Raw genomic sequence first — 22538 nt, 5'->3', positions numbered from 1 at the left:
TCACACCTGACTCAACACCATATCGCGCTGGGACACACTGACACCTTTGATCTGCGCGTAAACCGACATCCCAACCTCAAGCTGGAGATCTTGCAGCGCCCACTCGGTAATCACCGCCCATAAATAGCACTCTGGCGCCAGTTCAAGCTTGAGAGCGATACTCTTTTTATCCTCACCCTGCTGATGGTATTCAATGTCAGCAATGGTAGCGGCGAGAATGTTGCGAATCGAAGTTTTACCCGGATCATTTAATGTCACCGATACATCGTTGGCGCGAATCTGCAGCCTAATCGCAGCGCCCGGTTCACCGCTGACTTGCTGAACCCACAAACCAACCCCTTTGGCGAGCTCAATCTGAGTCAGGCCATAACGAGACTGGTGCCGGCTAATGGTCGCAGAAAACAAAGTACTCTGCTCGCTAAACGACTGCCAGGGTCGCATACTGCACGATGACCAGACTTCTTCAATCGGCCCTGATGCGACAACCTTACCGCCATCCAGCACGACCAGGTGCTGCGCCAGACGCAGAATTTCATTCATACTGTGGGTAACATACAAAATAGGAATCTGCACCTGTTGTGACAACTGCTCAAGAAACGGCATCACTTCCCGTTTACGCGGTAAATCTAACGAGGCCAGTGGCTCATCCATCAACAACAAATCCGGCTTGGACAACAGCGCGCGGCCAATCGCCACCCGCTGTTTTTCCCCTCCGGACAAGGCGTTCGGATAACGCGCCAGTAAAGGCTCCAATGCCAGCAATGCCACGACAGAATCGAAATAACCGTCATCTTTAACCCGCACGCCATAATTCAGGTTACCGCGCACCGTATAGTGCGGAAACAGCCGGGCTTCCTGGAACACATAGCCAATACGGCGGCGCTCGACTGGCAGACTGACCTTCGCCGCGCTGTTGAATAACACCCGTTCATTAACCGTAATCAAACCTGCATCCGGTCTGATTAAGCCACTGATCACATTGATGAACGAGGTTTTCCCGGCACCAGAACGGCCAAACACAGCAGTAATGCCTTGACCAGGTAAAACCAGGTCGACATCGAGCATTGTGCTGCCCAACGACTTTTGGAACTGCACCTGTAACTGGCTCATTGACTGACCCCCAGTTTTCTCTTCATTCGCCGGCTAATCAATTCAGAGATAAACAGTGACAACAGGGCAATCACAATCGAGATAACACACAAGCGTGCCGCCTGCAGTTCTGCTCCCGGCGTTTCGAGGAAGTTGTACATAGCCAGAGGAATCGTCTGGGTTTGCCCCGGAATATTGGACACAAAGCTAATTGTCGCGCCAAATTCACCCAGGCTGCGGGCAAACGACAACATCACTCCAGTGATAATACCGGGCAACGTCAGCGGCAACGTCACAGTGACAAACACCTTGAGTGGCGAGGCACCTAATGTGCGGGCGGCCTGCTCAAGTTTAGGATCAACACTTTCCAGGCTAAGGCGTATCGAACGCACCATGAGTGGCAAAGCAATCACCACACACGCCAGGACCGCACCGCGCCAACTGAAACTGAACGTGATACCAAACCAGTCATGAAACCACTGCCCAATCAGTCCCTTTTTGCCCATTGAGATCAACAGCAGATAGCCGATCACCACCGGAGGCAGCACCAAAGGTAAATGAACCAGGCTGTCTAACGCACTCTTACCAACAAACTCTTTACGAGCCAGCAGCCAGCCGATGATCAGACCAACCGGAAGCAACCATAACACTGCATACCCGGCCACTTTCAGGCTGAGCAGCAGTGCAGTCCATTCGTATGGGGTCAAAAAGCTGTCGCTATTCAACAAATTTTTCATTTCCCATGTCAGTGCGGAAACCATATTGCTGCATCACGGCTTTCGCTTTGTCTGATTGTAAGAATTGAACGAAATTGGCGCTGGCCTGAGTATCAGAAATCTGCACCAGCGGGTAATGGATAGCGCTGTGCAACGTGGGTTTAAACGTTGACAGAATAGCGACTTTGTCAGTCAGAATCGCATCGGTTTTGTAAACCATCCCCAAAGGCGCTTCTCCGCGTTCTACCAGTGCCAGAGCTAAACGGACATTGGCAGTTTGCGCCAGCTTAGGTTCAACGGTTTTCCATACATCAAGATTGGTCAGCGCTTCTTTAGAGTAGATACCCACCGGCACAGCGTCGGTGTTACCTACCGCCATGCGGTCGTTTTTCAGCAAAGTTTGCCATTGCTGTTTGTCCGCCACATCAAAGGCAGCCTGGTCGGAGTCTACCGGCTTAATCAGCACCAGTTGGTTACCAGCCAGCAATTTGACATGGTCAGCCTGAACGATGTCGTTATCAACCAAGTGATGCACCCACTTTTCATTCGCCGACAAAAACACATCCGCAGGAGCACCATGCTCAATCTGACGAGCCAGAGAAGATGAGCCGCCAAAGACCGGCACCACATCGACATCATGATCGGACTCATACGCTTTGATTAAATCCTCGACCGCATTGGTCATCGATGACGCTGCGTAAATATTGACCGCATCTGTAGCCCACGCCGGTGTTGCCGCCAACATAGCGCTAATTAATAAAGCCCTTTTTTTCATGTTAATTCTCGTCAAGTTGCGGCCACAAAAGTGCAAGATCCAGATGCGCCTCGATTGCATCGGCAATGCGATCGATCGCCTGCTCTTTGGCCTTGAGATGATCGCGTGTTTGAATACCCTGAGCTCCTGCCCATTGACAGATAAGCCGGGCGGCAGAGAATGTATCGAAAATACCGTGCAGATAAGTACCAAGTATCTGATTACATTCACTAACAACACCATCTTCAGTCCCATTAGTCAACGTGATCAGCGGATTAATTTTCGTTTCGTTTGACACTGAGACAGTACGACCGACATGAATTTCATAACCAGTTACTGCCACCGATTCACCATCTAAATCCAACTGACCAGAGACATTGGTGAGCTGCTTCTCTTGCGTCAGAGTGGTCTCTGTATCTAGTAGCCCTAATCCTGCTGTACTGCCGCCTTCTCCCTCCACACCATCAGGATCATGTACCCAATGTCCGAGCATCTGATAGCCACCACAAATACCCATCACTTTGCCTCCCAAACGCAAGTGGCGCAGGATGTCTTTGTCCCAACCTTGTTCACGCAGATGTTTTAAATCGGCTCGGGTTGATTTGCTGCCGGGCAGAATAATCAGATCTGCGCCGTCGAGACGTTCACCTTTACCGACATAGCGCAGATTAATATCCGGGTTTTGGCGTAAGGCATCGAAATCGGTGTGATTGCTGATCCGGGTGAACACTGGCACCACAACATTCAGCTTAACGTTATCGCCCAATACCTGTTTGGCTGCAATGGCATCCTCCGCTTCGAGATCAAAACCATGCAAATACGGCAAGACACCAATCACCGGCTTACCGGTTTTCTCCTCCAGCCAGTCAAGACCAGACTGCAGCAAACTAATGTCGCCCCGAAAGCGGTTAATGACAAAGCCTTTGACGCGCTGCTGCTCCGATTCTGACAACAATGCCAGCGTGCCATACAGATGGGCGAACACACCGCCACGGTCAATATCCGCAACGATAATCACCGGCACATCGGCAGCCTCAGCAAAGCCCATATTGGCAATATCATTAGCACGCAGGTTGATCTCCGCCGGGCTCCCGGCCCCTTCAATCATCACGCTGTCATACTCACTCTGCAGGCGGGAAAAGGAGTCGAGCACCGTGTGCATCGCTATTTTTTTGTAATCGTGATAACTGTTAGCTTCCATATTCGACAGTGCGCGCCCCTGTAAAATCACCTGGGCGCCGGTATCCGAATTGGGTTTGAGCAGAACCGGATTCATATGCACGGTCGGCTCGATACCACACGCGATCGCCTGCACCGCTTGCGCGCGGCCAATTTCTCCGCCATCGGGTGTGACGGCACTGTTGAGTGCCATATTCTGCGGTTTAAATGGGGCTACCTTGATGTTACGCCGTTTAAGCACTCGGCATAGGCCAGCCACCAAAACACTCTTACCTGCATCTGACGTTGTGCCCTGCACCATCAGCGCCTTTAATGTAGATTCCATAATTCTGCTTATCGTGAAGTTTTCACCATTGTATACGTAACTGGTCCGTGAGTGCAGCCAAAGCACAAGCGGGGGACGGCAGATATCTGAATCAACGCCGAATCTTTCCTCATTCCGGCCCAGCGCACTGCGCAAAAGTACGCTCAATATGGATAAAATTGTGCCTTTGGGTCCAGTTTGTACAATATTCATCCGCTACGCTATTGATTTATCGCATGATTTGGCCTGTAATTTGCCTGCCTTTTTAAATTTCCATTTTAGGACTCAAGTGATGATAAAAAGAACATGTCTGGCCGGTCTGGTGGCATTTGCCACTGCCCTGCCAACAACGGCGTTGGCGAACAACTTTAACTACAACTTTTTAGAACTGCGCACTGGCGTGAGTCCGGAATCATTTGGCGGAGAATTCAGCACATTTTTCACTGAAAACACGCATTTAGTCGCGCGAATTGATTCTCGCATGGAAGGAGACTGGGATGCTGCGGGCGGCATTGGTTTCAACGGCCCGATTAATGCGTTCGCTGACATCTATGGCCAGTTTCTCGCGCACCATCTCCGTGGTAATGGCGACGAGAACCACAATACTGACGTCGTTATGGAGTTAAACGTAGGCTCACGCCTGTGGCTGACCAATCAGTTAGAAGTACACGGACGCATTGGCCGGACTGAAGAGCACTCTATTATCATCGCTGGTGTGCGTTTCCATTCCACGCAACAAATGTCGCTGAACGCTGAAGCGCGAAATGCAGGAGTGTGGGGCCCGCAATTCAGTATGGGTGTCCGTTTTCAGTTTTAATTCATCGATCAGGTTGAACATATAGATCATGTTGAATACATTGAACATAGAGATCATATCGCTGTCACTAAGCCGTGCTTTGCATTGTCGATACTGCTAAAAAATGGAATATAATCAAATGTACAATTTGAAGAAGCCATTGAACTTTCTGACCAGCTGAAAATGTCTCTGTTCGAAAAGTTGTTCAGGAATAATTCTTTTTAACCGGCGCGTTATACCCTGAACGATTGAGCTGGAAATTCACCAGTGCCTGATGCAGGGTATCTTCTTTGATCGGTTTTACAATTACGTACTCGGCGCCCGCCTGCATAAACGCTTCTTGTGTCTCCAGCATTCCATCCGCAGTACAGGCATAAACCGGGATCGGTAACCCCATTTCATGTTTGATGATCCGGGTAGCATCGACCCCGTCCAGATAAGGCAGTTGGTTATCCATCAGAATCATATCGTAATGCTGCTGTTTGACCCTCTCTATCGCTTTGAGGCCATCGGTCACCCACTCCACATTCATGCCGTATTTATTACAAAAAGCCTTGGCAATGAAGGCGTTGGTATGGTTATCTTCCACCATCAATACCTGAACAGTATCGTCGAAAAGATCATAGCGGGATTTACCAACCTGGGTGTCAGCTTCCCGCACTTCATTGGCAACAATCTCTACCGGTAATTCGATATCAAAACGGGTGCCGACGCCAAACTGAGAAGAAACCTCAATGCTGCCGCCCAGCATTTCAATCAGACTGTGAACAATAGTGAGCCCCAGGCCGCTACCGCCATATTCGCGGGTATTGGTCGACTCCGCCTGCACAAAAGGTTCGAAAATAGCAGCCAGATCCTGATCGCGTATCCCAATACCGGTATCGAGCACGACGATTTTCAGCTTGGTCGGTGACACATCCTGATTCAGCTCAAGCTGAACGGAGATAGAACCATCATGGGTGAACTTCACCGCATTGTTGAGCAGGTTAAACAGCACCTGATTTAAGCGAACCTGATCGCCATTGATGAAAATGTCTTCATCAATATTACTCTCAAGTTGCAGTTCCAGCTGTTTCTCTCTGCATAGCGGCCCGTAGATTCTTTCAATCGCTGAAACCACATCAACCAGCCGGAAATCCACTTTTTGAATACGAAACTTGCCTTGTTCAATCTTGGAAAAATCGAGGATGTCGTTCAGTACCGCCAGCAAATGTTCACCACTGCTGCACAGAACGTTGACCTGCTCCGCTTGTTCTTTTGATTTCACCGTGCGTTTCAGTAACTGAGATACACCGAGAATGCCGTTAAGCGGCGTGCGCAATTCATGGCTCATCTTGGCCAGAAAATCGGCTCGTACTCGCGCGGTCTCTTCTGCTTCATTGCGGGCAATGCGGCTCTGTTTTTCTGCCTCAGCAATCGTAGTGACATCCTGGCCCTGAGTAATGATGGACTCGACCCGATTCTCCACAATAATCGGCGACAGATTCCACAAGAAAACCCGACCGTCGACTTCGGTGTTCACCTCATTGAGGATTTCACCTCGTGCGGCCAGCTTTATCTGTGGTACCAGTTGTGCCTTTAACACATTGAACAGAGACAACTGATTAGCATCCTTTGGCCTGAAGTGAGACTCAGCAGCCGGATTCATCCGGATCATCTCACCATCGCTGGTCCACAAAATGGTCGGAGATAAAGCGAAAGTAAACAGATCCTCAAATTGCTTTTCCTGCTGTGACAAACGCTGGAAAGTGTGTTCCAACGTGCGGCCAAAATGGTCAAATTCGTAAATTTTAGAACCGGGAAAGAATCCGTCCAAACCGCGCTCAGCAACGTTGTGGGTATAGGTCATCAAGCCTTCAATTTCAGATTCAATACGACGTTGCAACCACCAGCGAATTAGCATAGAGACCGCGATCATCGCCACCAGAGCAAAAATCATCCAGAAATAGTAGTTGTCGCGTAAGCTCAGCGCATTTTGGTTGCTCTGTACCGAATACACCTCAAGATAAGTAGGCACACCTTCGACATCTAGTACCGCTTTACTGACCATGTTTTTATCGTACAGCCCTTCACTCAGGCCATCTTCAATCACATCAAACGCCGAGTAGGACTCGTCCCCGTTGAGAGTTGACGCTAAAACTTCAGAGCCAACAGCCAGAATTAAATTCTGTGAATTGCTGCTATCACGAATGGTTTCAATCAGGGCAAAATTATTGTTAAGCACTATGCTAACAAACAGAAAGCCTATCACTTCACCTGTCGTACTGTTGACGACGGGCGAGCGACGTACTAACAAATAAGTCATACCCAGTAAAGACGGGGTCTGCACCAAATGCCAATTGTTACTCACCGAGACCCGACGGATAATTTTATTCATTTCTCGGCTTTGAATGCCGTAAAACTGGGCGTTACCGTCTTCCCAGACCAACTCTTTCAAATCGGTGATAAAACGGATGTCCGGAGTATTACTCAACTCCAGTTGGTCCACGCTGAGAAAATACTGATCAAGTGCAGCGCCAGAATCGCTGCTTAACGCATCAATAAAACTGCTGTTTTTAGCACTACTGTCCTGGTGAATCTGCAACGTAGCAAGACGGTAATTAAACAGATTCTGGATCAAGCTCGCGGTCTGGGTAGCACTGCGTGCCACTTCCTGTGAGATTAACCGGCTGCTGATTTGATAGCTTTGGAACAGCACAGCCAGCGTGAGGGCGCCCAGCACCGCCACGATGGCACGACTGATAAAGGTCGCAATTCTTCTTTTCTGTTTTACTGTACTGGACCGGATGTTCACTCAGTGTTCCTTGGGCTAATTAACGATCGGAATACCGAAACGCACGTTGTTTGAATAAGCTGATCTGCTGCTTATCATCATGAGAAACGAGCTCAAAATCGCCGGAAAAGACCGTCGGGACAGCCAGCCCTTCGAGATCACGTTTAATCACTTCGGCCATCGCTATACCAGTATCATCATTCATGCGCATAATGGTGACATCCAAAGTGCCATCCTCCAGCGCCTGCAGCTCTGCCGAACCGCCGCCCCAGCCGTTCACCATAATGTCGTTCCGGTTGAGTTCTTTCAGGGCCTTCACCGCCCCCAAAGCCACATCTGTCGAACAGGCGTAGATGAATTTAATATCGGGATCATTTTTGACAATATTCAGAGCAGCCTCATAACCGCTCTCTTCTGTCGCCTTGGTGTAATACGATGAAGCAAGATGATAATCACCGCTGCGCTCCATATTCTCAATAAAGGTATCACCACGCGCATCGCTCACATAGCCCTCGGAGAAATACAGTACAGAATACTTGCTGCCTTTGGGAACATGCTCACGATAATAATGGGCCAGTTGCAGTGCACCCATTTCATGATCAAAGCCAACATACATCATCGGCTGTCTGCCGTCCCAGTCGCGGACTGGCGTCGTAATATTTTGCAGGATCAACTTAGTTGGCGAAGAACTTAGTACATGTTCAATAAACTTTCGGTGCCGTGTCGTATCCAGGGTAAAAATTAAATAGTCAGAATTGTTTTTTAACGCTTCCATCAGAGAGAGACTTTGCTGACGTGTGTCCAGATTTGGCCGGGTAAAGACCTGATTGATCTGATATTCAATCCCCAGCTCTTCCATACGCATTTCGAACGCTTTTATATTGCGAACCCAATAGTCTGAAACCTGCTGGCCGGGAAAAACAACGGAAATGGATACGGGCTTTTGTTGTTCCCCTACCATTGCAACTGGTGCCTGGCGAACGGCGCGTGACAACTGATCAGTCAACTGCTTTTGCTGTGGGTTAGCATTTAAGAATTCCTGATAATGCCAGTATCCGCTCAACAATTGAGATGAATAGGACGTAGCTACCGGGGTGAAACCAAGTAAAAAAGAGAGAAAGAGCGCCTTCTTCATTCCACACATTCCGCCTGTTGGTTGATAATCACACCATCAACGCATTGTTGAGACGTGCTTGTTTACAAAGCAGCGCCGTAATATCAGCAAATCAATATTGCCTGAGAATTATTAAGCATACAGCGTACAATTAACAGCTTGCACGGCAAATAAAGCATGAATTTTTTATGCAAGTGATTAAATTAACAACATTTTCTTGGTTGTATATACAATAAATAATCTAAGTTATAACTGTTTCCTATTTCTGAAACAGTACTGTGTTTGCAAAACCGCTTGCGAGGGCACAGATAACTGTCATTGAGTACAGCCCCTAAATACCCCTAAAAAAACAGCAGTTATATCAATAATATGGACACAACTTAATCATAGACAGAGTGTCTGACATCAACAAGGCAGGAAAATCAGCGGGATCACAAAACCAGCGACAAACGGGAATCATCCATTATCAGGCGCTCTTTCTGTGCTTTGGTTAGCTGTTTTATTTTATATTCCAGACGCAGTGCTTCGCCCTTTAATGGGCCAAGTTCATATTGCCAGGCCAGGGTTAATGGCCCTTTACCCCGTAACGCTTTCGCCCCCTGCCCTTTCTCATGCTGACTGAAGCGTCGCTCCACATCAGTGGTGATACCACAGTAAAGGGCGTTGGAGGAAGTCCGAATCAGATACACCCACCAATTCGGACTTGAATTTTCACTGCTCACGAGCGTCATCAGACCAAAGCTTGTTCAACCAGAGCACGCAATTCCGCAACTTCTTCACGCAGTGTCGCCACTTCCTGCTCCAGTGCTTCAATCTGTGAGTTGGCCGCTGGAGCGACAGATGCGCTTAGCAGAGATTCTAAATCGACTTCTCCACAAAACAGGTGCTGGTAACGAGATTCACGTTTACCCGGTTCACGCGGCAGTTTGACCACCAAGTCACGTTGCGCCAAGGCATCCAACACTGCCTCGGTCTGCTTTACATCAGAAAAAGAACAAAGACGGTTAGTTCGGGTACGTAATTCGCCCGGAGTCTGGGCTCCGCGCAGTAACAGGCAACATACCAGGCCGAGCTCTTGTTCACCCAGCTTCAAATCACCAAACTCAGTGTTACAAAAACGGTGCTGATACTTAGGCGTACGACTGTTAAAACCACTTTCATCGCTGACTAAACGGCGACTGATCAACCCTTCAACCGTATCTTGTACTTCTGCATCAGATAATGACAAGACAGGCTCACGATTACTTTTCTGATTGCAGGCCGTGGTTAAACTATTGAGCGTCAGCGGGTAATGATCCGGCGTGGTTATTTCTTTTTCTATCAAGCAACCGATAACTCGTGCTTCAAGGGGAGATAGTTCTTGATTCATTGTTCTTTTCCTTAATTATTATTGTTACGGCTCACTGCCGAACTCACGTTCTTAGTGCTCAGGCGATAGGGACATGCGCAGAATACGCCCGTTTTCATCCATCACAATCACTTTAGAACGATGTAATTCTATATTCGTCAATTCCTGCTTGTGACGTTCTCGTATATAAGCTTGACCTAGTTTAGCCCGTTGAGAGTCTACCCGCTGCTCTATCGGAACAGGCTGCGCTTTCGTGCTGGGGGCTGACTCTTCGCCTGGGGGAACAATAATCTCTGAAGGCTGCATAATCGATCATAGGTTCATCATTATTGAATCCATGTTATAGCGTATTTTCAGGCATGTACAATCCACCCGTATATCGAGTGGTGATTTATTAGTCAAGGTGTTGTCATGTTTGATCTAAAGGCTGTTATGAGCTGGGATGTTATGCTTTAATCAGCCACAGTTGCTTTAATTCATTTTAGGGAAAGGGACCTATGAACAGCGTATTTGAAATTGTGAGTCTGGCTCGCCGTAAAAACAAACTCAAGCGTGAACTGTTGGATAACGAAAAGAAAGTTCGTGACAACCGTAAGCGTGTTGACTTGCTTGAGAACCTGGTTGACTACATCAAGCCAGACATGACTCAGGAAGAGATCATCGAAATCGTGAAAAACATGAAAGCGGACTACGAAGACCGTGTTGATGACCACATCATCAAGAGTGCAGAAATCTCCAAAGAGCGCCGTGAAATCAGCCGTCGCATCCGCGACCTGACCGAGCAGGACAAACTGGCCACTCAGGGTAAGAAATAATCCTGTCCTGAGCTAAGTTATCTATTGCACAAACCCGCCACCCGGCGGGTTTGTTATTTTACCGACGCCGTTTCTGATAGACGCCCATTTGGGCGTACAGATCAGTTTTGGCTCACACGTTAGTTTTGGCTCATACATTAGCGTTCTTGGTCATCCTGATGTAATTCCGACCAGGCGCGGGCGCACTGGATAGCTCGTTTCCAACCACGGTAGCGCCGTTGACGCTTAGCTTCATCATGATACGGCTCGAAGCAGCGCTCGATTGCGGCTTTACGCTGCAACGCTCCCAGACTTTGCCAATACCCGACTGCTAATCCGGCCAGATAGGCAGCACCCTGTGCGGTCACTTCCGTTTCGACCGGCCGCTCAACCCTGGTATCGAGAACATCCGCCTGGAATTGCATTAAAAAGTTGTTGGCAACCGCGCCGCCATCGACCCGTAACGCTGCAAGACGCATGTTAGAATCGGCCTGCATCGCATCCAGTACATCACGGGTCTGGTAGGCAATACTTTCCAGCGTGGCACGAATCAGGTGACTGGCATTCGTCCCCCGCGTCAATCCGACGATGGTTCCCCGCGCGTACGGGTCCCAATAGGGCGCGCCCAGTCCGGTAAATGCGGGCACAACATAAACCCCCTCAGACGATTCCACTTTGGTGGCGAAGTATTCGGAATCCTTTGCATCGCTCAGTAACTTCAGCTCATCGCGCAGCCACTGAATTGCTGCTCCGCCCATGAAAACGGAGCCTTCCAGCGCGTAACACGGCTTTCCATCCGGACCGCACGCGAGAGTGGTCAGTAATCCGTTGTCTGAGCAGACTTTTTGCTGGCCGGTATTCATCAGCAGAAAACAGCCGGTACCGTAAGTATTTTTGGCATCACCAGGGTTCACACATAAGTGTCCAAACAGCGCTGCCTGCTGATCACCGGCAATACCAGCAATCGGAATACGGGTTCCGCCTTTGCCACCAATATTGGTCTGGCCGTAAATCGCCGATGACGATTTCACTTCCGGCATCATCGCGGCGGGAATGGAGAACAACTCAAGCAGCGACTCGTCCCAGCACAACTGGTTAATGTTGAACAGCATGGTACGGGAGGCATTGGTGTAGTCCGTCGCATGGACTCTGCCCTGAGTCATTTTCCACACCAGCCAGCTATCGACTGTGCCAAACAACAGTTTGCCCTGCTCTGCAGCATGCCGGGCCCCGGGCACATTATCCAGAATCCATTTAATTTTGCTGGCAGAGAAATAAGGATCCAGCACTAAGCCGGTTTTAGCGCGTATATCACTTTCCAACTGCTGAGCTTTCATCGCGGCGCACATATCCGCGGTCCGGCGACACTGCCAGACAATCGCATTATAAACTGGCTTGCCGGTTTCCTTATTCCAGACAATCGTAGTTTCACGCTGATTGGTGATGCCGATGGCCGCCACATCATCGCTGCGGATCCCGGCTTTACCCAGGGCTTCAATCAAGGTTGCGCTTTGCGTGGCGTAGATTTCCATTGGATCATGTTCAACCCAGCCAGGGTGAGGATAAATTTGGCTGAACTGGCGTTGTGCGACGCTGACAATATTAGCATCGTGATCCAGTACCACCGCCCTGGAGCTGGTTGTTCCCTGATCCAGAGCGACGATGAAGTTTGGTCCGGCTGATTTAGGCTTGGTCATAAACACCCCTGACACTGCTGCTACGGTTCTTTTGAGCATATGCCATATTCCGCCCATCAGCTGAATCAATCTGGACTGAATCAAGGTGCGACAAAATGATTGCGGTACTGAATTCACGTCATGCTGAAGCAATAAAATGAAATCAAAATGAAGGATCGCTGGCCCCGCAGCCAGCGAGTGAAGACGTGCGATTTATACCTGCAGAGCCGCGTGGTGCTGACAATGTTCAATCGCCGCCTGCAGCAGTTCTAACGCGGTTTTTTCCGATGGCGGCAGCTCGCCATCACTGAGCCCCAACGGTGTCGTGCGCTCGCCCCATTTGATATAACCCGCCCCCCAGGTCAGGCCTGCGCCGAACGCAGCCAGCAGCAGATTATCGCCTGCTTTTATCCGGCCTTGTTGCAATGCCTCGCACAGTGCAATCGGTACAGTAGCCGCTGACGTATTACCATAGCGCTGAATGTTAACGAAAGCTTTACTCTGTTCAATGCCCGACAGTTCGCACAATGTCTGGATAATGCGGATATTCGCCTGATGGGGAATGACCACATCAATATCATCTTTCGACAGACCGCTTTGTGCCAGCACACTCTTGGCCGCTGCGCCCATGCCTTTCACCGCGCGCTTAAAAATTTCCTGACCAACAAACTCAAACGCCCAGAAGCCGTTCTGCTCATCAAAACGATCCATGGCCGTACCAAACTCAGGCACCGCCAGAATGTCGCGGCCGGCGGCATCACAACCAATCTTGGCATCCTGTAGCCCGACCGGTTGCTCGGTGCGACTGAGCGTCACAGCACCGGCACCATCGCCAAACAGCACCGCGGTATCGCGTTTAGTCCAGTCGAGGTAAAAAGACAGACGTTCTGCGCCTATCACTAATGCGTGCTGATAATTACCAGCCTGAATAAGCCGCGTCGCGGTTTCCAGGCCGTAGACAAAGCCGGTACACGCGGCGTTGAGATCAAACGCAGCAGCACTGCGAATGCCGAGATTCTGTTGTACTTTGGACGCGATATTAGGAATCAGCGAATCCGGTGAACAGGTCGCGACAATAATCAGATCGATGTCAGCGGCATTAAGCCCGGCACAAGCCAGTGCGTGGCGCGCCGCAACGGTGGCCAGTTCAGAGGTATTCACATGGCTGATTCGGCGCTGTTCAATGCCGGTGCGACTGCGAATCCACTCGTCATTGGTATCAAGAAAGGTACTGAGGTCGTCATTGGAGAGCGTTGCCGGGGGCAGACATTTCCCCCAGCCAGTAATGTCCGCATAAAACTTAGTCATGGTCATCCTGTTTTTTTGTTGTTGTTATCATTGTAATCATGCGACCTGCCCCAACATTTGACTCATCAACTGCGATAATGACAAGACACATGCAGGTCAGAGCATGGCAAATGTTCAATACGGCCGGAATCGAATAAGGTTCGCATATCGCATCAATGCAAGAAAGTATACGCCGATTTGGCTGCCAAGGCGAAATCACCGGGGTGACCCGGGCGTCACATTTGAGAGGAAGTTATGACCACATTTAATACCCGCTGTCCCGCATGCCATGCGATGAACCGCGTTCCAGAAACCCGTATTTCAGAAAACCCGAGCTGCGGCAAATGCCAGGCCTCGCTGCTGGACGGCGCTCCGCTTGAAGGTACTATCGCTAACTTCAGCGCCCTGCTTACCAGCGATGTTCCTGTCGTAGTCGACTTCTGGGCTCCCTGGTGTAACCCGTGTGTTGGCTTCGCACCGGTATTTTCCGATGTGGCTGAAGAGCGCAAAGGAGAGGTTCGCTTTGTCAAAATCGATACCGAAAGTCAGCAGCAGTTAGCCGCGCAATTTCAGATCCGAAGCATCCCGACCATCATGGTGTTCAAAAAGGGGCAAAGGGTCGATATGATCAACGGTGCGTTGCCAAAATCGCAATTTGATCAATGGCTGAACCAAGCGTTAGTTAAGTAACTTATTCCTATAAATTTAGCTAAAAGTTGGTGTTTTATGCTAGAGAACACCAACTTTACTTCCCTTTTTGCTAAATGACTCCTTGATAAAATTTATTAATCGTCAAGATCACAATTTTTCATTTTACCTTTCAAATCATAAGTTTCATATTCGCCGCGAAATCCCCCTGTTCCTGCTTATTTTCGAGGCTACTCCGTGAGTACTTCTGCTGTTTCTGTCCAACGAATTTCTGTACCAGTGATCGCCCTGTCACTGTATGCGGTAGCATCCGGCTACCTGATGAGTCTTATCCCTCTTATGCTTTCTGATTATGGGCTTGAAGCATCTCTGGCCAGCTGGATGGCCAGCGTATTCTATGCAGGTTTACTGCTGGGTGCGGTGATTATGGAACCGTTTGTTAACCGTCTCGGGCACCGTCTGGCGTTCCTGGGTTGTCTGGCATTACTGATTATTTCGATTGTTGCGCTACCGGTGTTGCCGTATGCCGCAGCATGGCTTGTTGCTCGCTTTGTCGCCGGCGTTGCCGTTGCGGGCGTCTTCGTGGTCGTTGAGTCCTGGTTACTGCATGGTAACGAATCTGGCCGTGCCAAACGTCTGGGCATTTACATGGCGGCTCTGTACGGCGGCACTGCAATCGGTCAGCTTGGTATCGGTGTACTGGGCGTTTCCGGTGGTGTTCCTTTCTTTGCCATTATCACACTGCTGGTTATGGCATCGGTGGTACTGATTTACGGTAAAACCGATCAGCCACAGACACAGCACGGTGTCAGCCTGTCATGGAAACAAATTTTTAAACTCAGCCACGCGGCGATTATCGGCTGTCTGGTGTCTGGCCTGACACTGGGTGCAATTTACGGCCTGATGCCGGTCGAGTTGGCAAAACGTGGTATCAGCCATAGCCATATTGGCACATTAATGGCGTTGATCATTCTGGGTGCAATGGCAGTCCAGCCAATGGTGCCATGGATGTCAAAATTCATGGGACGTAAATTACTGATGGCTTTGTTCAGCTTAGTCGGTGCCGGTGCTACGGTTTTACCACTGATCAATCCGGGCGCAGACATGTTAGCGATGGGTTTATTCCTGCTCGGCATGGCAACTTTTGCTATCTATCCGATTGCGATTAACCTCGGCTGTGACAAGCTTGACGCAAGCTACATTGTCTCTGCAACTCAGGTGATGCTGTTTAGTTACAGTATTGGGTCGGTACTGGGTCCGGTCCTGGCCGACAGCTTTATGCAAGATACGCAAGGTCTGCTGGGTTACCTGTTCGTTATCCTGCTGGCAACTTGTATATACATGCTGATGTCGAGTGTAAAAACCAAGCGCCAATGGGTGGCCGGAGAATAAGACAGCTTGGCGGCGAATAAAGTCAGCCAAAGCTCAACGACTCTAAAAAGATGAAGGCAAGCCACGCGGCTTGTCTTTGTTATTTCTGCGCTTGTCTGAGACGGCGGTTAGACTGATCTCTGGGCGGGTTATCTGGAACGGGTTTGCGCTCATGCAACAAGTGCCGGATGGCCAGCAGCGGATGCGGCAGTAACATTGTCCCGCCATTGCCGCCAGTAAATAACCACTCGGTACAGTTGAGCTTCACATCGAAAACCAGTAAGCTCCGCACCTCAACACCTAGACTCACAGAGCCTGAGATGAACCGTAAAAAACGCATTAACCAGATTTTAAAAACCAAACTGAAAAAACAGAACGCTAAGCTGCATAACAGCAACAAGCCGCGCTACATTTCCAAAGCGGAGCGCGCCAAACTTGAAGCCGAACAGGCACAAGGTGAGCAAGCAGCACAAGCGCCTGAGCAGCAAGAGAGCGCAGTGACCGAGCCTCAGTCAGAGCAGTAAGTCACCCTCGATAGCCACGTAGTGGTTGGCGGCATCAATCAGACTTTTAGCCGTCAACCCCGGCACACCGTATACCTCGACTTCTTTCCCGTATTTGTCCTGAATACGTTTAACCAGAATATCGAAATCCCCGTCACCGGAGACCAGCACGATTGTGTCTACTTCGGCTGCCAGTTCAATCGCATCCAGTGTGATCCCTACATCCCAGTCGCCTTTGGCACTGCCGTCAGAACGCTGAATGAAAGGTTTAAGCTGCACCTCAAAACCGATACCACGCAGAATGTGATGAAACTGACGCTGGCGGCTGTCGTTGGAGGCTATGGCATAGGCGTTGGCCTGATGAACCTTGCGTCCCCGAGTCACGCTCTGCCAAAAGTGATTATAGTCAAAGTGCTGCTGATAACGTGACTTGCAGGTGTAGTAAACGTTCTGAACGTCAACCAGAATGGCGATGGTTTGCATAGTTTATGTCTGCTTTAAGTGAACTTAACCGTGCCCTGCGCGTAAAAACGTGCAGCAAGGGCTGGCTTATGTGTGGAAGGAAGACCTTAACACATTCAGCCCATGGAATCCTTAGCCATTCACTGCCCCGGCAGCACAGGAGGTAAACCATGAAATCTGCGCTACTTGCTGTTGTTGTGCTTATTGTCCCTGTTGTTGCTCAGGCTTACCCACTTTATTCTAATCAGTGGACTCATCGCAGTGTGCTCTACTTTGCCCCCACTCAGGATCACTACGTGCGCCAGTTCTTAGTAGAAACTCTGATGCACCAGTGCGAACTGACAGAGCGTGACGTTGTCACTATAGTCATCACTGAAGATGGTTTCAGCCAGCCTGAGTGGCTGAAACATGAGTTTGACCTCAATGATATTCTGCTCGCTTACCGTGTGTCCCCTGGCCAGCACACCGCTGTTTTGGTTGGCAAAGACGGCAGCGAAAAAATGCGCTGGGGAAAAACCACGGACTGGGACGCTCTCAAGCAAACCATTGATGCTATGCCCATGCGGCGGCAGGAGATGGCTCGCTCATCCAGCCGCTGTCAGATTTAGCGATCGTATTCAGCTTTCATATCTGGTTATTCACCAAACCAGGCCAGTTTGTCGTGCAGAGCGGTCACGCTGCCAACCACGATTAATGCCGGGCTCTGCGCCTGAACCGCCAACTCAGACAACTGAGCTAATTCACCTCGCAATACCCGCTGCTGTGGCGTGGTGCCTTTCTCTATAATCGCACACTGAGTGTCCTTCGCCAGGCCGCCGCTGATCAGTTGCTCGGCGATGTGCGGGCTCTGCTTGAGCCCCATATAAAACACCAGGGTTTGATTACTTTGCGCTAAGGCTTGCCAGTTAATTGGGGAGCCATCTTGTTGCAAATGCCCGGTGATGAACTGGACACTTTGCGCGTGCTCGCGATGAGTGAGCGGAATACCGGCATAGGCCGTTGCGCCCGCTGCCGCCGTAATTCCAGGCACCACTTCATAGGCGATGTGATGATCTGCCAGTACTTCCAGCTCTTCACCACCGCGACCAAAAATAAATGAATCGCCGCCTTTCAGACGCACCACATGTAATCCTTGCCGCGCTTTATCTACCAGAATCTGGTTGATTTGCTGCTGGGGAACACAATGAAAATCGAGCTGCTTACCCACATAAATGCGCTCTGCCTGGGCCGGCGCTAAGTCCAGGATGGCCTGCGAAACCAGACGGTCATACACCACAACCTGCGCTTGTTGAATAACTCGCAGTCCTTTCACTGTCAACAAATCCGGGTCACCGGGTCCGGCACCGACCAGAGAAACAAAACCACAAGATTGCGGATAAGATTGAGTCACACTCATCGTTAAAACCTACCGGGTAAATTCAATTATCAAAAGTCACTGATGCCGACGCACCACCCTGATGACCTTTTATAATTAAACTGATGTAAAACATTGGACTGCAATGCCACAAACTAGCCTGCAACGCCTCAAGACGACCTAAAACAGCAGCAGAGAGGAGCAGGCCGTGCTCACACGCAGAGCCTGCAGCGGATTATTTAGCACTCAATACCGGTTGCGCGCTATGTTCAGTTTCATCATCCAGCTTAGGTGCGGTTTTGGCGTGGGTCAGGTAAAGAGGAAGGCAGGTAAACAGCAGACCACCAATCATATTACCCAGAATAGTCGGCACCAGGTTGAAATTCAGCCAGGTCGCGATGCCAAAATCGGCGCCCAGTAACATACCGAGCGGGAACAGGAACATATTCACCACAGCGTGTTCAAATACCAGAGCGAAGAAGATAAAAATCGGCAGCCACATGGCGACAATTTTACCCGCCACTGAACGAGAGGTCATATTACCAATCACGCCCAGACACACCATCAGGTTACATAAAATACCGCGCACAAAACAGGTGAGCCAGCCATCAGCACCCAGATTTTCAAACCCGATGGTACGCGCCGTGGCGACTGCGATAAATTTCTGACCCACCGCATTCGGCTCAACACTGAAGTTCATGGTCAGCGAGAGTGCAATCAGGCCCGCAACAATCAGAGAGCCAATCAGGTTACCCAAGCCGACCAGGCCCCAGCAGCGCAGCACCCGTCCCCAGGTGACTCCCGGGCGGTTATCCAGTTTTGCTAAAGGTGCCAGCCCAAACACGCCTGTCACCAGGTCATAGCCCATCAGGCTCAGAATACAAAAGCCGACCGGGAACACCAATGCCCCGACAATACCCAGACCGGTTTGAGTAATAGTAGTGATGGCAACAACGACCGCCAGAGACAAAATGATACCGGCCATCATGCCGCGCAATATCAGATCCCGGGTGCCGGTTTTGATTTTTGCTTCGCCGACATCAACCATGGTTTGAACAATTTCTGCAGGTTTCAGTGCTGACATAGAGGAATCCCCATCGAAAAGTTAAATTGAAAAAATTGAAGATTGAACAGGTAAAGGGATCAGAGATACAAATCCTTTGCCTGTGCAATCCTGGCCACCCCGTTGTTGAGAAGGTGGCCAGGTAGTATTACAGTGCGACTTCTACCATGCCGTCACAGACTCGCGTCTGATACGTTTTCACACTGAAACGCTCATCTTCCAGACACAGACCTGTGCGCAGATTAAAGCGCTGTTTTTTCAAAGGACTGGCAACCCACAGCTCGCCCTGATGTTCACCGATAAGACCGCGGGACAAAACGTTCGCTTTCGCAAACGGATCCAGGTTAGAAATCGCCGCCACGCAGCTTTCTTGTCCGGGACGAAACAGGGCAACCTGCTCGCCATTGACCAGCGCACACACTCCGGTTCCCGGTACAATCTCGTTGATGTCACAAATTTTTAGCCACTGACTCATGCTTCATTCTCCAAAGCCACATGTAAAATGTCACCACGCTGAGCAATTGCACTGTCGGCGTGTTTCTCCGCCCACGTCGCCGGACGATGCTGATCGCGCTGTGTGACAAACAGCACATTGTCATCACGTAACTCACTGTTAATGAAGTGAGAAAAACGTTTCAGCTGCTGAGGATTGTCTAGGGTTGCCTGCCACTCACACTGATACTCATCCACCAGGCGCGCGACATCGGCTTCTAACTGATCGTTGATACCCAATTTATCCTCGACAATCACCTGACGCAGATAGTCGATACCACCTTCCATGTTTTCTAGCCATACGGAGGTACGTTGCAATTTGTCTGCGGTGCGGATATAGAACATCATAAAGCGGTCGATGTAGCGCAGCAGCGTAGCCTGATCCAGGTCGCTGGCCAGTAAATCGGCGTGGCGCGGCTTCATCCCGCCGTTTCCGCACACATACATATTCCAGCCGGCATCGGTCGCGATAATACCGAGATCTTTACCCTGCGCTTCCGCACATTCGCGGGTACAGCCAGACACGCCGAATTTCATTTTATGCGGCGTACGAATACCCTTATAACGATTTTCAATCAGTACACCGAGGCCAACGCTGTCTTGGACGCCGAAGCGGCACCAGGTTGACCCCACACAGGTTTTTGCCATGCGCAGCGCTTTGGCATAGGCCTGACCGGTTTCAAATCCGGCCTCCAGCAGTATGCGCCAGATAGCCGGTAAGTCATCTTTTTGCGCGCCGAACAGACCAATCCGCTGAGCACCGGTCACTTTGGTGTACAAATTATATTCAGCAGCGACGTTTGCCAGCGCAGCCAAAGCCTGAGGTGTCACCTCACCACCTGCCATACGCGGTATCACCGAATAGGTGCCGTCTTTTTGCATGTTGCCCAGGAAGTTGTCATTGGTATCCTGCAAAGCAACCAGAGACGGTGACAATACATGCTCCCCCCAGCAAGAAGAGAGAATCGAACCAATCGCGGGTTTACAGGTTTCACACCCATAACCATGGCCGTGCTTTTCCAGTACCTCGGCAAAACTTTTCAGTCCTTCAATGCGAATGAGATGAAACAGCTCCTGACGCGAATAAGCAAAGTGCTCACAGATATCACGTTTCACTTCGATACCCGACTTAGCAAGCTCAGCATTCAGCACCGAAGTCACCAGCGGGATACAGCCACCGCAGCCAGTCCCGGCCCCGGTTTCTGCTTTGACCGCGGCCAGGGTATGGCAGCCTTGCGCGACAGCATGGGCAATCTTGCCTTTCGTGACATCAAAACAAGAACAAATCACGGCGCTGTCCGGCAACGCATCAGCGCCGAGCGCTGGTTTTTCTGCTCCGGCATGGGCAGGTAAAATCAAGGTGTCCGGATGTTTGGGTAATTCAATATCATTAAGTTTAAGTTGCAGCAGATCGCCATAGTCCGCGGTGTCGCCGACCAGAACAGCACCGAGCAGTTTCTTACCATCTTCCGAAACGATAATGCGTTTATAAACTTCCTGCTCTTCATTCTGATAGACGTAACTTTTACAGCCCGGTGTACGCCCGTTAGCGTCACCAATCGAACCGACTTTAACACCCAGCAATTTCAGCTTGGCGCTCATATCCGCGCCGCTGAAGCTGCTGTCGTTGCCGGCCAGATGATCAACCGCCACGGTTGCCATCTTGTAGCCCGGTGCAACCAGGCCAAAGAACTGTTGATTCCAGGAGGCACATTCGCCAATAGCATAAATGTCGGGATCCGATGTCTGGCAGCGATCATTAATCGCAATACCACCTCGCGGCGCAATGTCGAGCCCCATCTGACGAGCCAGCTTGTCCTGCGGACGAATACCGGCAGAGAAGACGATGAAATCCACCTCAAGATAAGTGCCGTCTGCAAACACCATGGTATTACGCGCCGCTTCGCCACCTGCAACGATTTCCAGCGTGTTTTTACTGGTGTGAACCTGCACGCCCATCCGCTCGATTTTGTTGCGCAGCTGCAAGCCACCCTGCTGATCCAACTGCTCCGCCATCAGTACCGGAGCAAATTCGACCACATGAGTTTGCATACCCAAAGCTTTCAGTGCGCCGGCCGCTTCCAGTCCCAGCAGTCCGCCGCCAATAACAACACCACTACGGCTTTTCTTGGCGCAGGCTTCAATCGCTTTGAGATCTTCAATCGTACGGTATACAAAACAGTCTTTACCTTCATTGCCTTTGATAAGCGGAACAAAAGGATACGAGCCAGTCGCCAGAACCAGTTTGTCATAGTGAACCTCACGGCCCGCACTGGAATACACTATCTGCTGCTCACGGTTAATATTGACAGCGCGCTCACCAACATGCACTTGGATACCATGTTTCTCATAGAAGCCCGTAGTGACCAAAGAGAGCTCTTCTGCGGTATGGTGAGAAAAATAAGAAGATAGGTGAACTCGGTCATAGGCAATGCGTGGCTCTTCACAGAACACAGTTACCTCTAATTGAGTGGCGTCCATTTTCTCCACAAGATCTTCAAGATAGCGATGGCCTACCATGCCATTACCTATGATGACCAGCTTCAATTTGCTCATACGGATTCCCAGATAATTGTCTTAATTCGTTAATCCGGATTGTTATTTATGAAAGAAAATGAATTAATGATGTAAATCAATTACAGAATTGAACTACCCCAAAGGGGTAGATAAGAAGTTAACAACTGTTCAACAACTGATGTGTAAAGGTAACCCGTATCCGGTTCGCGCCGATTTCTCTGCACCTTTGCTTTCAGAGTTGGAAAATTACAACAAGTCGCCGTTGGGCTATACAAGCCAGCCAGATTGATTCAACGCA

22 protein-coding genes are annotated in these 22538 nt (G+C 50.0%); 6 read left to right on the top strand and 16 right to left on the bottom strand.

Annotated features, from left to right (window positions below; genetic code table 11):
* Genes modC through E6C74_RS19240 form a run of 4 tightly spaced genes read right to left on the bottom strand, consistent with a single transcriptional unit; the run spans position 1 to position 4063 of the window.
* Entirely contained in the window at positions 1-1110 is a 1110-nt protein-coding gene (modC, locus tag E6C74_RS19255; protein ID WP_136487669.1) for a molybdenum ABC transporter ATP-binding protein ModC, read from the bottom strand.
* A complete protein-coding gene (modB, locus tag E6C74_RS19250) occupies positions 1107-1826 on the bottom strand; it encodes a molybdate ABC transporter permease subunit (protein WP_136487668.1) in 720 nt (239 codons plus the stop codon). The genes modC and modB overlap by 4 nt, the downstream gene beginning before the upstream one ends.
* Positions 1807-2580: a molybdate ABC transporter substrate-binding protein gene (modA, locus tag E6C74_RS19245; RefSeq protein ID WP_136487667.1), complete on the bottom strand. Its 774-nt coding sequence runs from the start codon at positions 2578-2580 to the stop codon at positions 1807-1809. Before modA ends, modB begins: the two co-directional genes overlap by 20 nt.
* 1 nt (position 2581) lies before the next feature.
* Positions 2582-4063 carry a cobyric acid synthase gene (locus E6C74_RS19240; protein ID WP_136487666.1) on the bottom strand — a complete coding sequence of 494 codons (1482 nt, stop codon included), beginning with the start codon at positions 4061-4063 and terminating at the stop codon, positions 2582-2584.
* A gap of 271 nt (positions 4064-4334) precedes the next feature.
* On the opposite strand from E6C74_RS19240, the gene E6C74_RS19235 reads away from it, so the two are divergent.
* Entirely contained in the window at positions 4335-4859 is a 525-nt protein-coding gene (locus E6C74_RS19235; RefSeq protein ID WP_136487665.1) for a hypothetical protein, read from the top strand.
* Positions 4860-5043: 184 nt separating this feature from the next.
* Here the strand turns inward: E6C74_RS19235 and luxQ are convergent, their stop codons facing one another.
* The 4 genes from luxQ to E6C74_RS19215 all read right to left on the bottom strand — a co-directional run bounded on the left by luxQ (position 5044) and on the right by E6C74_RS19215 (position 10094).
* Positions 5044-7632, bottom strand: a complete 2589-nt coding sequence (gene luxQ / locus E6C74_RS19230) for a quorum-sensing autoinducer 2 sensor kinase/phosphatase LuxQ (RefSeq protein ID WP_136487664.1) — start codon at positions 7630-7632, stop codon at positions 5044-5046.
* A gap of 19 nt (positions 7633-7651) precedes the next feature.
* Positions 7652-8746, bottom strand: a complete 1095-nt coding sequence (locus tag E6C74_RS19225) for an autoinducer 2-binding periplasmic protein LuxP (RefSeq protein ID WP_136487663.1) — start codon at positions 8744-8746, stop codon at positions 7652-7654.
* Between the two features lie 410 nt (positions 8747-9156).
* Positions 9157-9456, bottom strand: a complete 300-nt coding sequence (locus tag E6C74_RS19220) for a GIY-YIG nuclease family protein (RefSeq protein ID WP_168797065.1) — start codon at positions 9454-9456, stop codon at positions 9157-9159.
* Positions 9456-10094, bottom strand: coding sequence for a YceH family protein (locus E6C74_RS19215; protein ID WP_136487661.1), 639 nt, complete (start codon positions 10092-10094; stop codon positions 9456-9458). Before E6C74_RS19215 ends, E6C74_RS19220 begins: the two co-directional genes overlap by 1 nt.
* A 476-nt stretch (positions 10095-10570) precedes the next feature.
* Here E6C74_RS19215 and E6C74_RS19205 point away from each other — a divergent pair, with 476 nt between their 5' ends.
* The gene (locus E6C74_RS19205) at positions 10571-10888 is read left to right on the top strand and encodes a DUF496 family protein (RefSeq protein ID WP_136487659.1); all 318 of its coding nucleotides are present in this window, start codon (positions 10571-10573) and stop codon (positions 10886-10888) included.
* Positions 10889-11025: 137 nt separating this feature from the next.
* Here E6C74_RS19205 and glpK read toward each other — a convergent pair whose 3' ends face one another.
* Both glpK and E6C74_RS19195 read right to left on the bottom strand, forming a co-directional pair.
* Entirely contained in the window at positions 11026-12564 is a 1539-nt protein-coding gene (gene glpK / locus E6C74_RS19200) for a glycerol kinase GlpK (RefSeq protein ID WP_136487658.1), read from the bottom strand.
* Between the two features lie 192 nt (positions 12565-12756).
* Positions 12757-13851, bottom strand: a complete 1095-nt coding sequence (locus E6C74_RS19195) for a ketoacyl-ACP synthase III (protein ID WP_136487657.1) — start codon at positions 13849-13851, stop codon at positions 12757-12759.
* Between the two features lie 234 nt (positions 13852-14085).
* On the opposite strand from E6C74_RS19195, the gene trxC reads away from it, so the two are divergent.
* Positions 14086-14520, top strand: a complete 435-nt coding sequence (gene trxC / locus E6C74_RS19190; RefSeq protein WP_136487656.1) for a thioredoxin TrxC — start codon at positions 14086-14088, stop codon at positions 14518-14520.
* Positions 14521-14715: 195 nt separating this feature from the next.
* Positions 14716-15870 (top strand): MFS transporter, encoded by a 1155-nt coding sequence (locus tag E6C74_RS19185; protein WP_136487655.1) that lies wholly within the window; start codon positions 14716-14718, stop codon positions 15868-15870.
* A gap of 79 nt (positions 15871-15949) precedes the next feature.
* Here E6C74_RS19185 and E6C74_RS21080 read toward each other — a convergent pair whose 3' ends face one another.
* On the bottom strand, positions 15950-16141 hold the full coding sequence (locus E6C74_RS21080; protein WP_206208449.1) for a hypothetical protein: 192 nt from the start codon (positions 16139-16141) through the stop codon (positions 15950-15952).
* Positions 16142-16169: 28 nt separating this feature from the next.
* Between E6C74_RS21080 and E6C74_RS19175 the strand changes: the two genes are divergently transcribed.
* Positions 16170-16373, top strand: a complete 204-nt coding sequence (locus tag E6C74_RS19175; protein WP_136487654.1) for a DUF2986 domain-containing protein — start codon at positions 16170-16172, stop codon at positions 16371-16373.
* Here E6C74_RS19175 and E6C74_RS19170 read toward each other — a convergent pair.
* Positions 16362-16835, bottom strand: a complete 474-nt coding sequence (locus E6C74_RS19170) for an NYN domain-containing protein (protein ID WP_136487653.1) — start codon at positions 16833-16835, stop codon at positions 16362-16364. The genes E6C74_RS19175 and E6C74_RS19170 overlap by 12 nt on opposite strands.
* A gap of 149 nt (positions 16836-16984) precedes the next feature.
* Between E6C74_RS19170 and E6C74_RS19165 the strand changes: the two genes are divergently transcribed.
* Positions 16985-17422: a DUF4174 domain-containing protein gene (locus E6C74_RS19165; RefSeq protein ID WP_136487652.1), complete on the top strand. Its 438-nt coding sequence runs from the start codon at positions 16985-16987 to the stop codon at positions 17420-17422.
* 26 nt (positions 17423-17448) lie between these two features.
* On the opposite strand, the gene cobA is transcribed toward E6C74_RS19165, so the two are convergent.
* The 4 genes from cobA to nirB form a co-directional block, all read right to left on the bottom strand.
* Positions 17449-18210 (bottom strand): uroporphyrinogen-III C-methyltransferase, encoded by a 762-nt coding sequence (gene cobA / locus E6C74_RS19160; protein ID WP_136487651.1) that lies wholly within the window; start codon positions 18208-18210, stop codon positions 17449-17451.
* Positions 18211-18403: 193 nt separating this feature from the next.
* Positions 18404-19252, bottom strand: a complete 849-nt coding sequence (locus E6C74_RS19155; protein WP_136487650.1) for a formate/nitrite transporter family protein — start codon at positions 19250-19252, stop codon at positions 18404-18406.
* 127 nt (positions 19253-19379) lie between these two features.
* Positions 19380-19706 (bottom strand): nitrite reductase small subunit NirD, encoded by a 327-nt coding sequence (gene nirD / locus E6C74_RS19150; RefSeq protein WP_136487649.1) that lies wholly within the window; start codon positions 19704-19706, stop codon positions 19380-19382.
* Complete coding sequence (gene nirB, locus E6C74_RS19145; protein WP_136487648.1) at positions 19703-22279, bottom strand: nitrite reductase large subunit NirB; 2577 nt, start codon at positions 22277-22279, stop codon at positions 19703-19705. The genes nirD and nirB overlap by 4 nt, the downstream gene beginning before the upstream one ends.
* Positions 22280-22538 lie beyond the last annotated feature (259 nt).

It is taken from the genome of Vibrio sp. H11 (genome assembly GCF_004804295.1).
GTDB classification, from domain to species: Bacteria; Pseudomonadota; Gammaproteobacteria; order Enterobacterales; family Vibrionaceae; genus Vibrio; species Vibrio ostreae.
This window is presented reverse-complemented; position numbering and strand designations above follow the sequence as displayed.

Excerpts from the sequence above, each read along its gene's own strand:
- E6C74_RS19165 (WP_136487652.1), top strand. The coding sequence starts at position 16,985 with ATGAAATCTGCGCTACTTGCTGTTGTTGTGCTTATTGTCCCTGTTGTT.
- E6C74_RS19205 (WP_136487659.1), top strand. The coding sequence starts at position 10,571 with ATGAACAGCGTATTTGAAATTGTGAGTCTGGCTCGCCGTAAAAACAAA.
- nirD (WP_136487649.1), bottom strand. The coding sequence starts at position 19,706 with ATGAGTCAGTGGCTAAAAATTTGTGACATCAACGAGATTGTACCGGGA.
- modB (WP_136487668.1), bottom strand. The coding sequence starts at position 1,826 with ATGAAAAATTTGTTGAATAGCGACAGCTTTTTGACCCCATACGAATGG.
- E6C74_RS19240 (WP_136487666.1), bottom strand. The coding sequence starts at position 4,063 with ATGGAATCTACATTAAAGGCGCTGATGGTGCAGGGCACAACGTCAGAT.
- nirB (WP_136487648.1), bottom strand. The coding sequence starts at position 22,279 with ATGAGCAAATTGAAGCTGGTCATCATAGGTAATGGCATGGTAGGCCAT.
- glpK (WP_136487658.1), bottom strand. The coding sequence starts at position 12,564 with ATGACCAAGCCTAAATCAGCCGGACCAAACTTCATCGTCGCTCTGGAT.
- E6C74_RS19155 (WP_136487650.1), bottom strand. The coding sequence starts at position 19,252 with ATGTCAGCACTGAAACCTGCAGAAATTGTTCAAACCATGGTTGATGTC.
- cobA (WP_136487651.1), bottom strand. The coding sequence starts at position 18,210 with ATGAGTGTGACTCAATCTTATCCGCAATCTTGTGGTTTTGTTTCTCTG.
- E6C74_RS19235 (WP_136487665.1), top strand. The coding sequence starts at position 4,335 with ATGATAAAAAGAACATGTCTGGCCGGTCTGGTGGCATTTGCCACTGCC.
- E6C74_RS19220 (WP_168797065.1), bottom strand. The coding sequence starts at position 9,456 with ATGACGCTCGTGAGCAGTGAAAATTCAAGTCCGAATTGGTGGGTGTAT.
- E6C74_RS19225 (WP_136487663.1), bottom strand. The coding sequence starts at position 8,746 with ATGAAGAAGGCGCTCTTTCTCTCTTTTTTACTTGGTTTCACCCCGGTA.
- E6C74_RS19215 (WP_136487661.1), bottom strand. The coding sequence starts at position 10,094 with ATGAATCAAGAACTATCTCCCCTTGAAGCACGAGTTATCGGTTGCTTG.
- E6C74_RS19175 (WP_136487654.1), top strand. The coding sequence starts at position 16,170 with ATGAACCGTAAAAAACGCATTAACCAGATTTTAAAAACCAAACTGAAA.
- modA (WP_136487667.1), bottom strand. The coding sequence starts at position 2,580 with ATGAAAAAAAGGGCTTTATTAATTAGCGCTATGTTGGCGGCAACACCG.
- modC (WP_136487669.1), bottom strand. The coding sequence starts at position 1,110 with ATGAGCCAGTTACAGGTGCAGTTCCAAAAGTCGTTGGGCAGCACAATG.
- E6C74_RS19170 (WP_136487653.1), bottom strand. The coding sequence starts at position 16,835 with ATGCAAACCATCGCCATTCTGGTTGACGTTCAGAACGTTTACTACACC.
- trxC (WP_136487656.1), top strand. The coding sequence starts at position 14,086 with ATGACCACATTTAATACCCGCTGTCCCGCATGCCATGCGATGAACCGC.
- E6C74_RS19195 (WP_136487657.1), bottom strand. The coding sequence starts at position 13,851 with ATGACTAAGTTTTATGCGGACATTACTGGCTGGGGGAAATGTCTGCCC.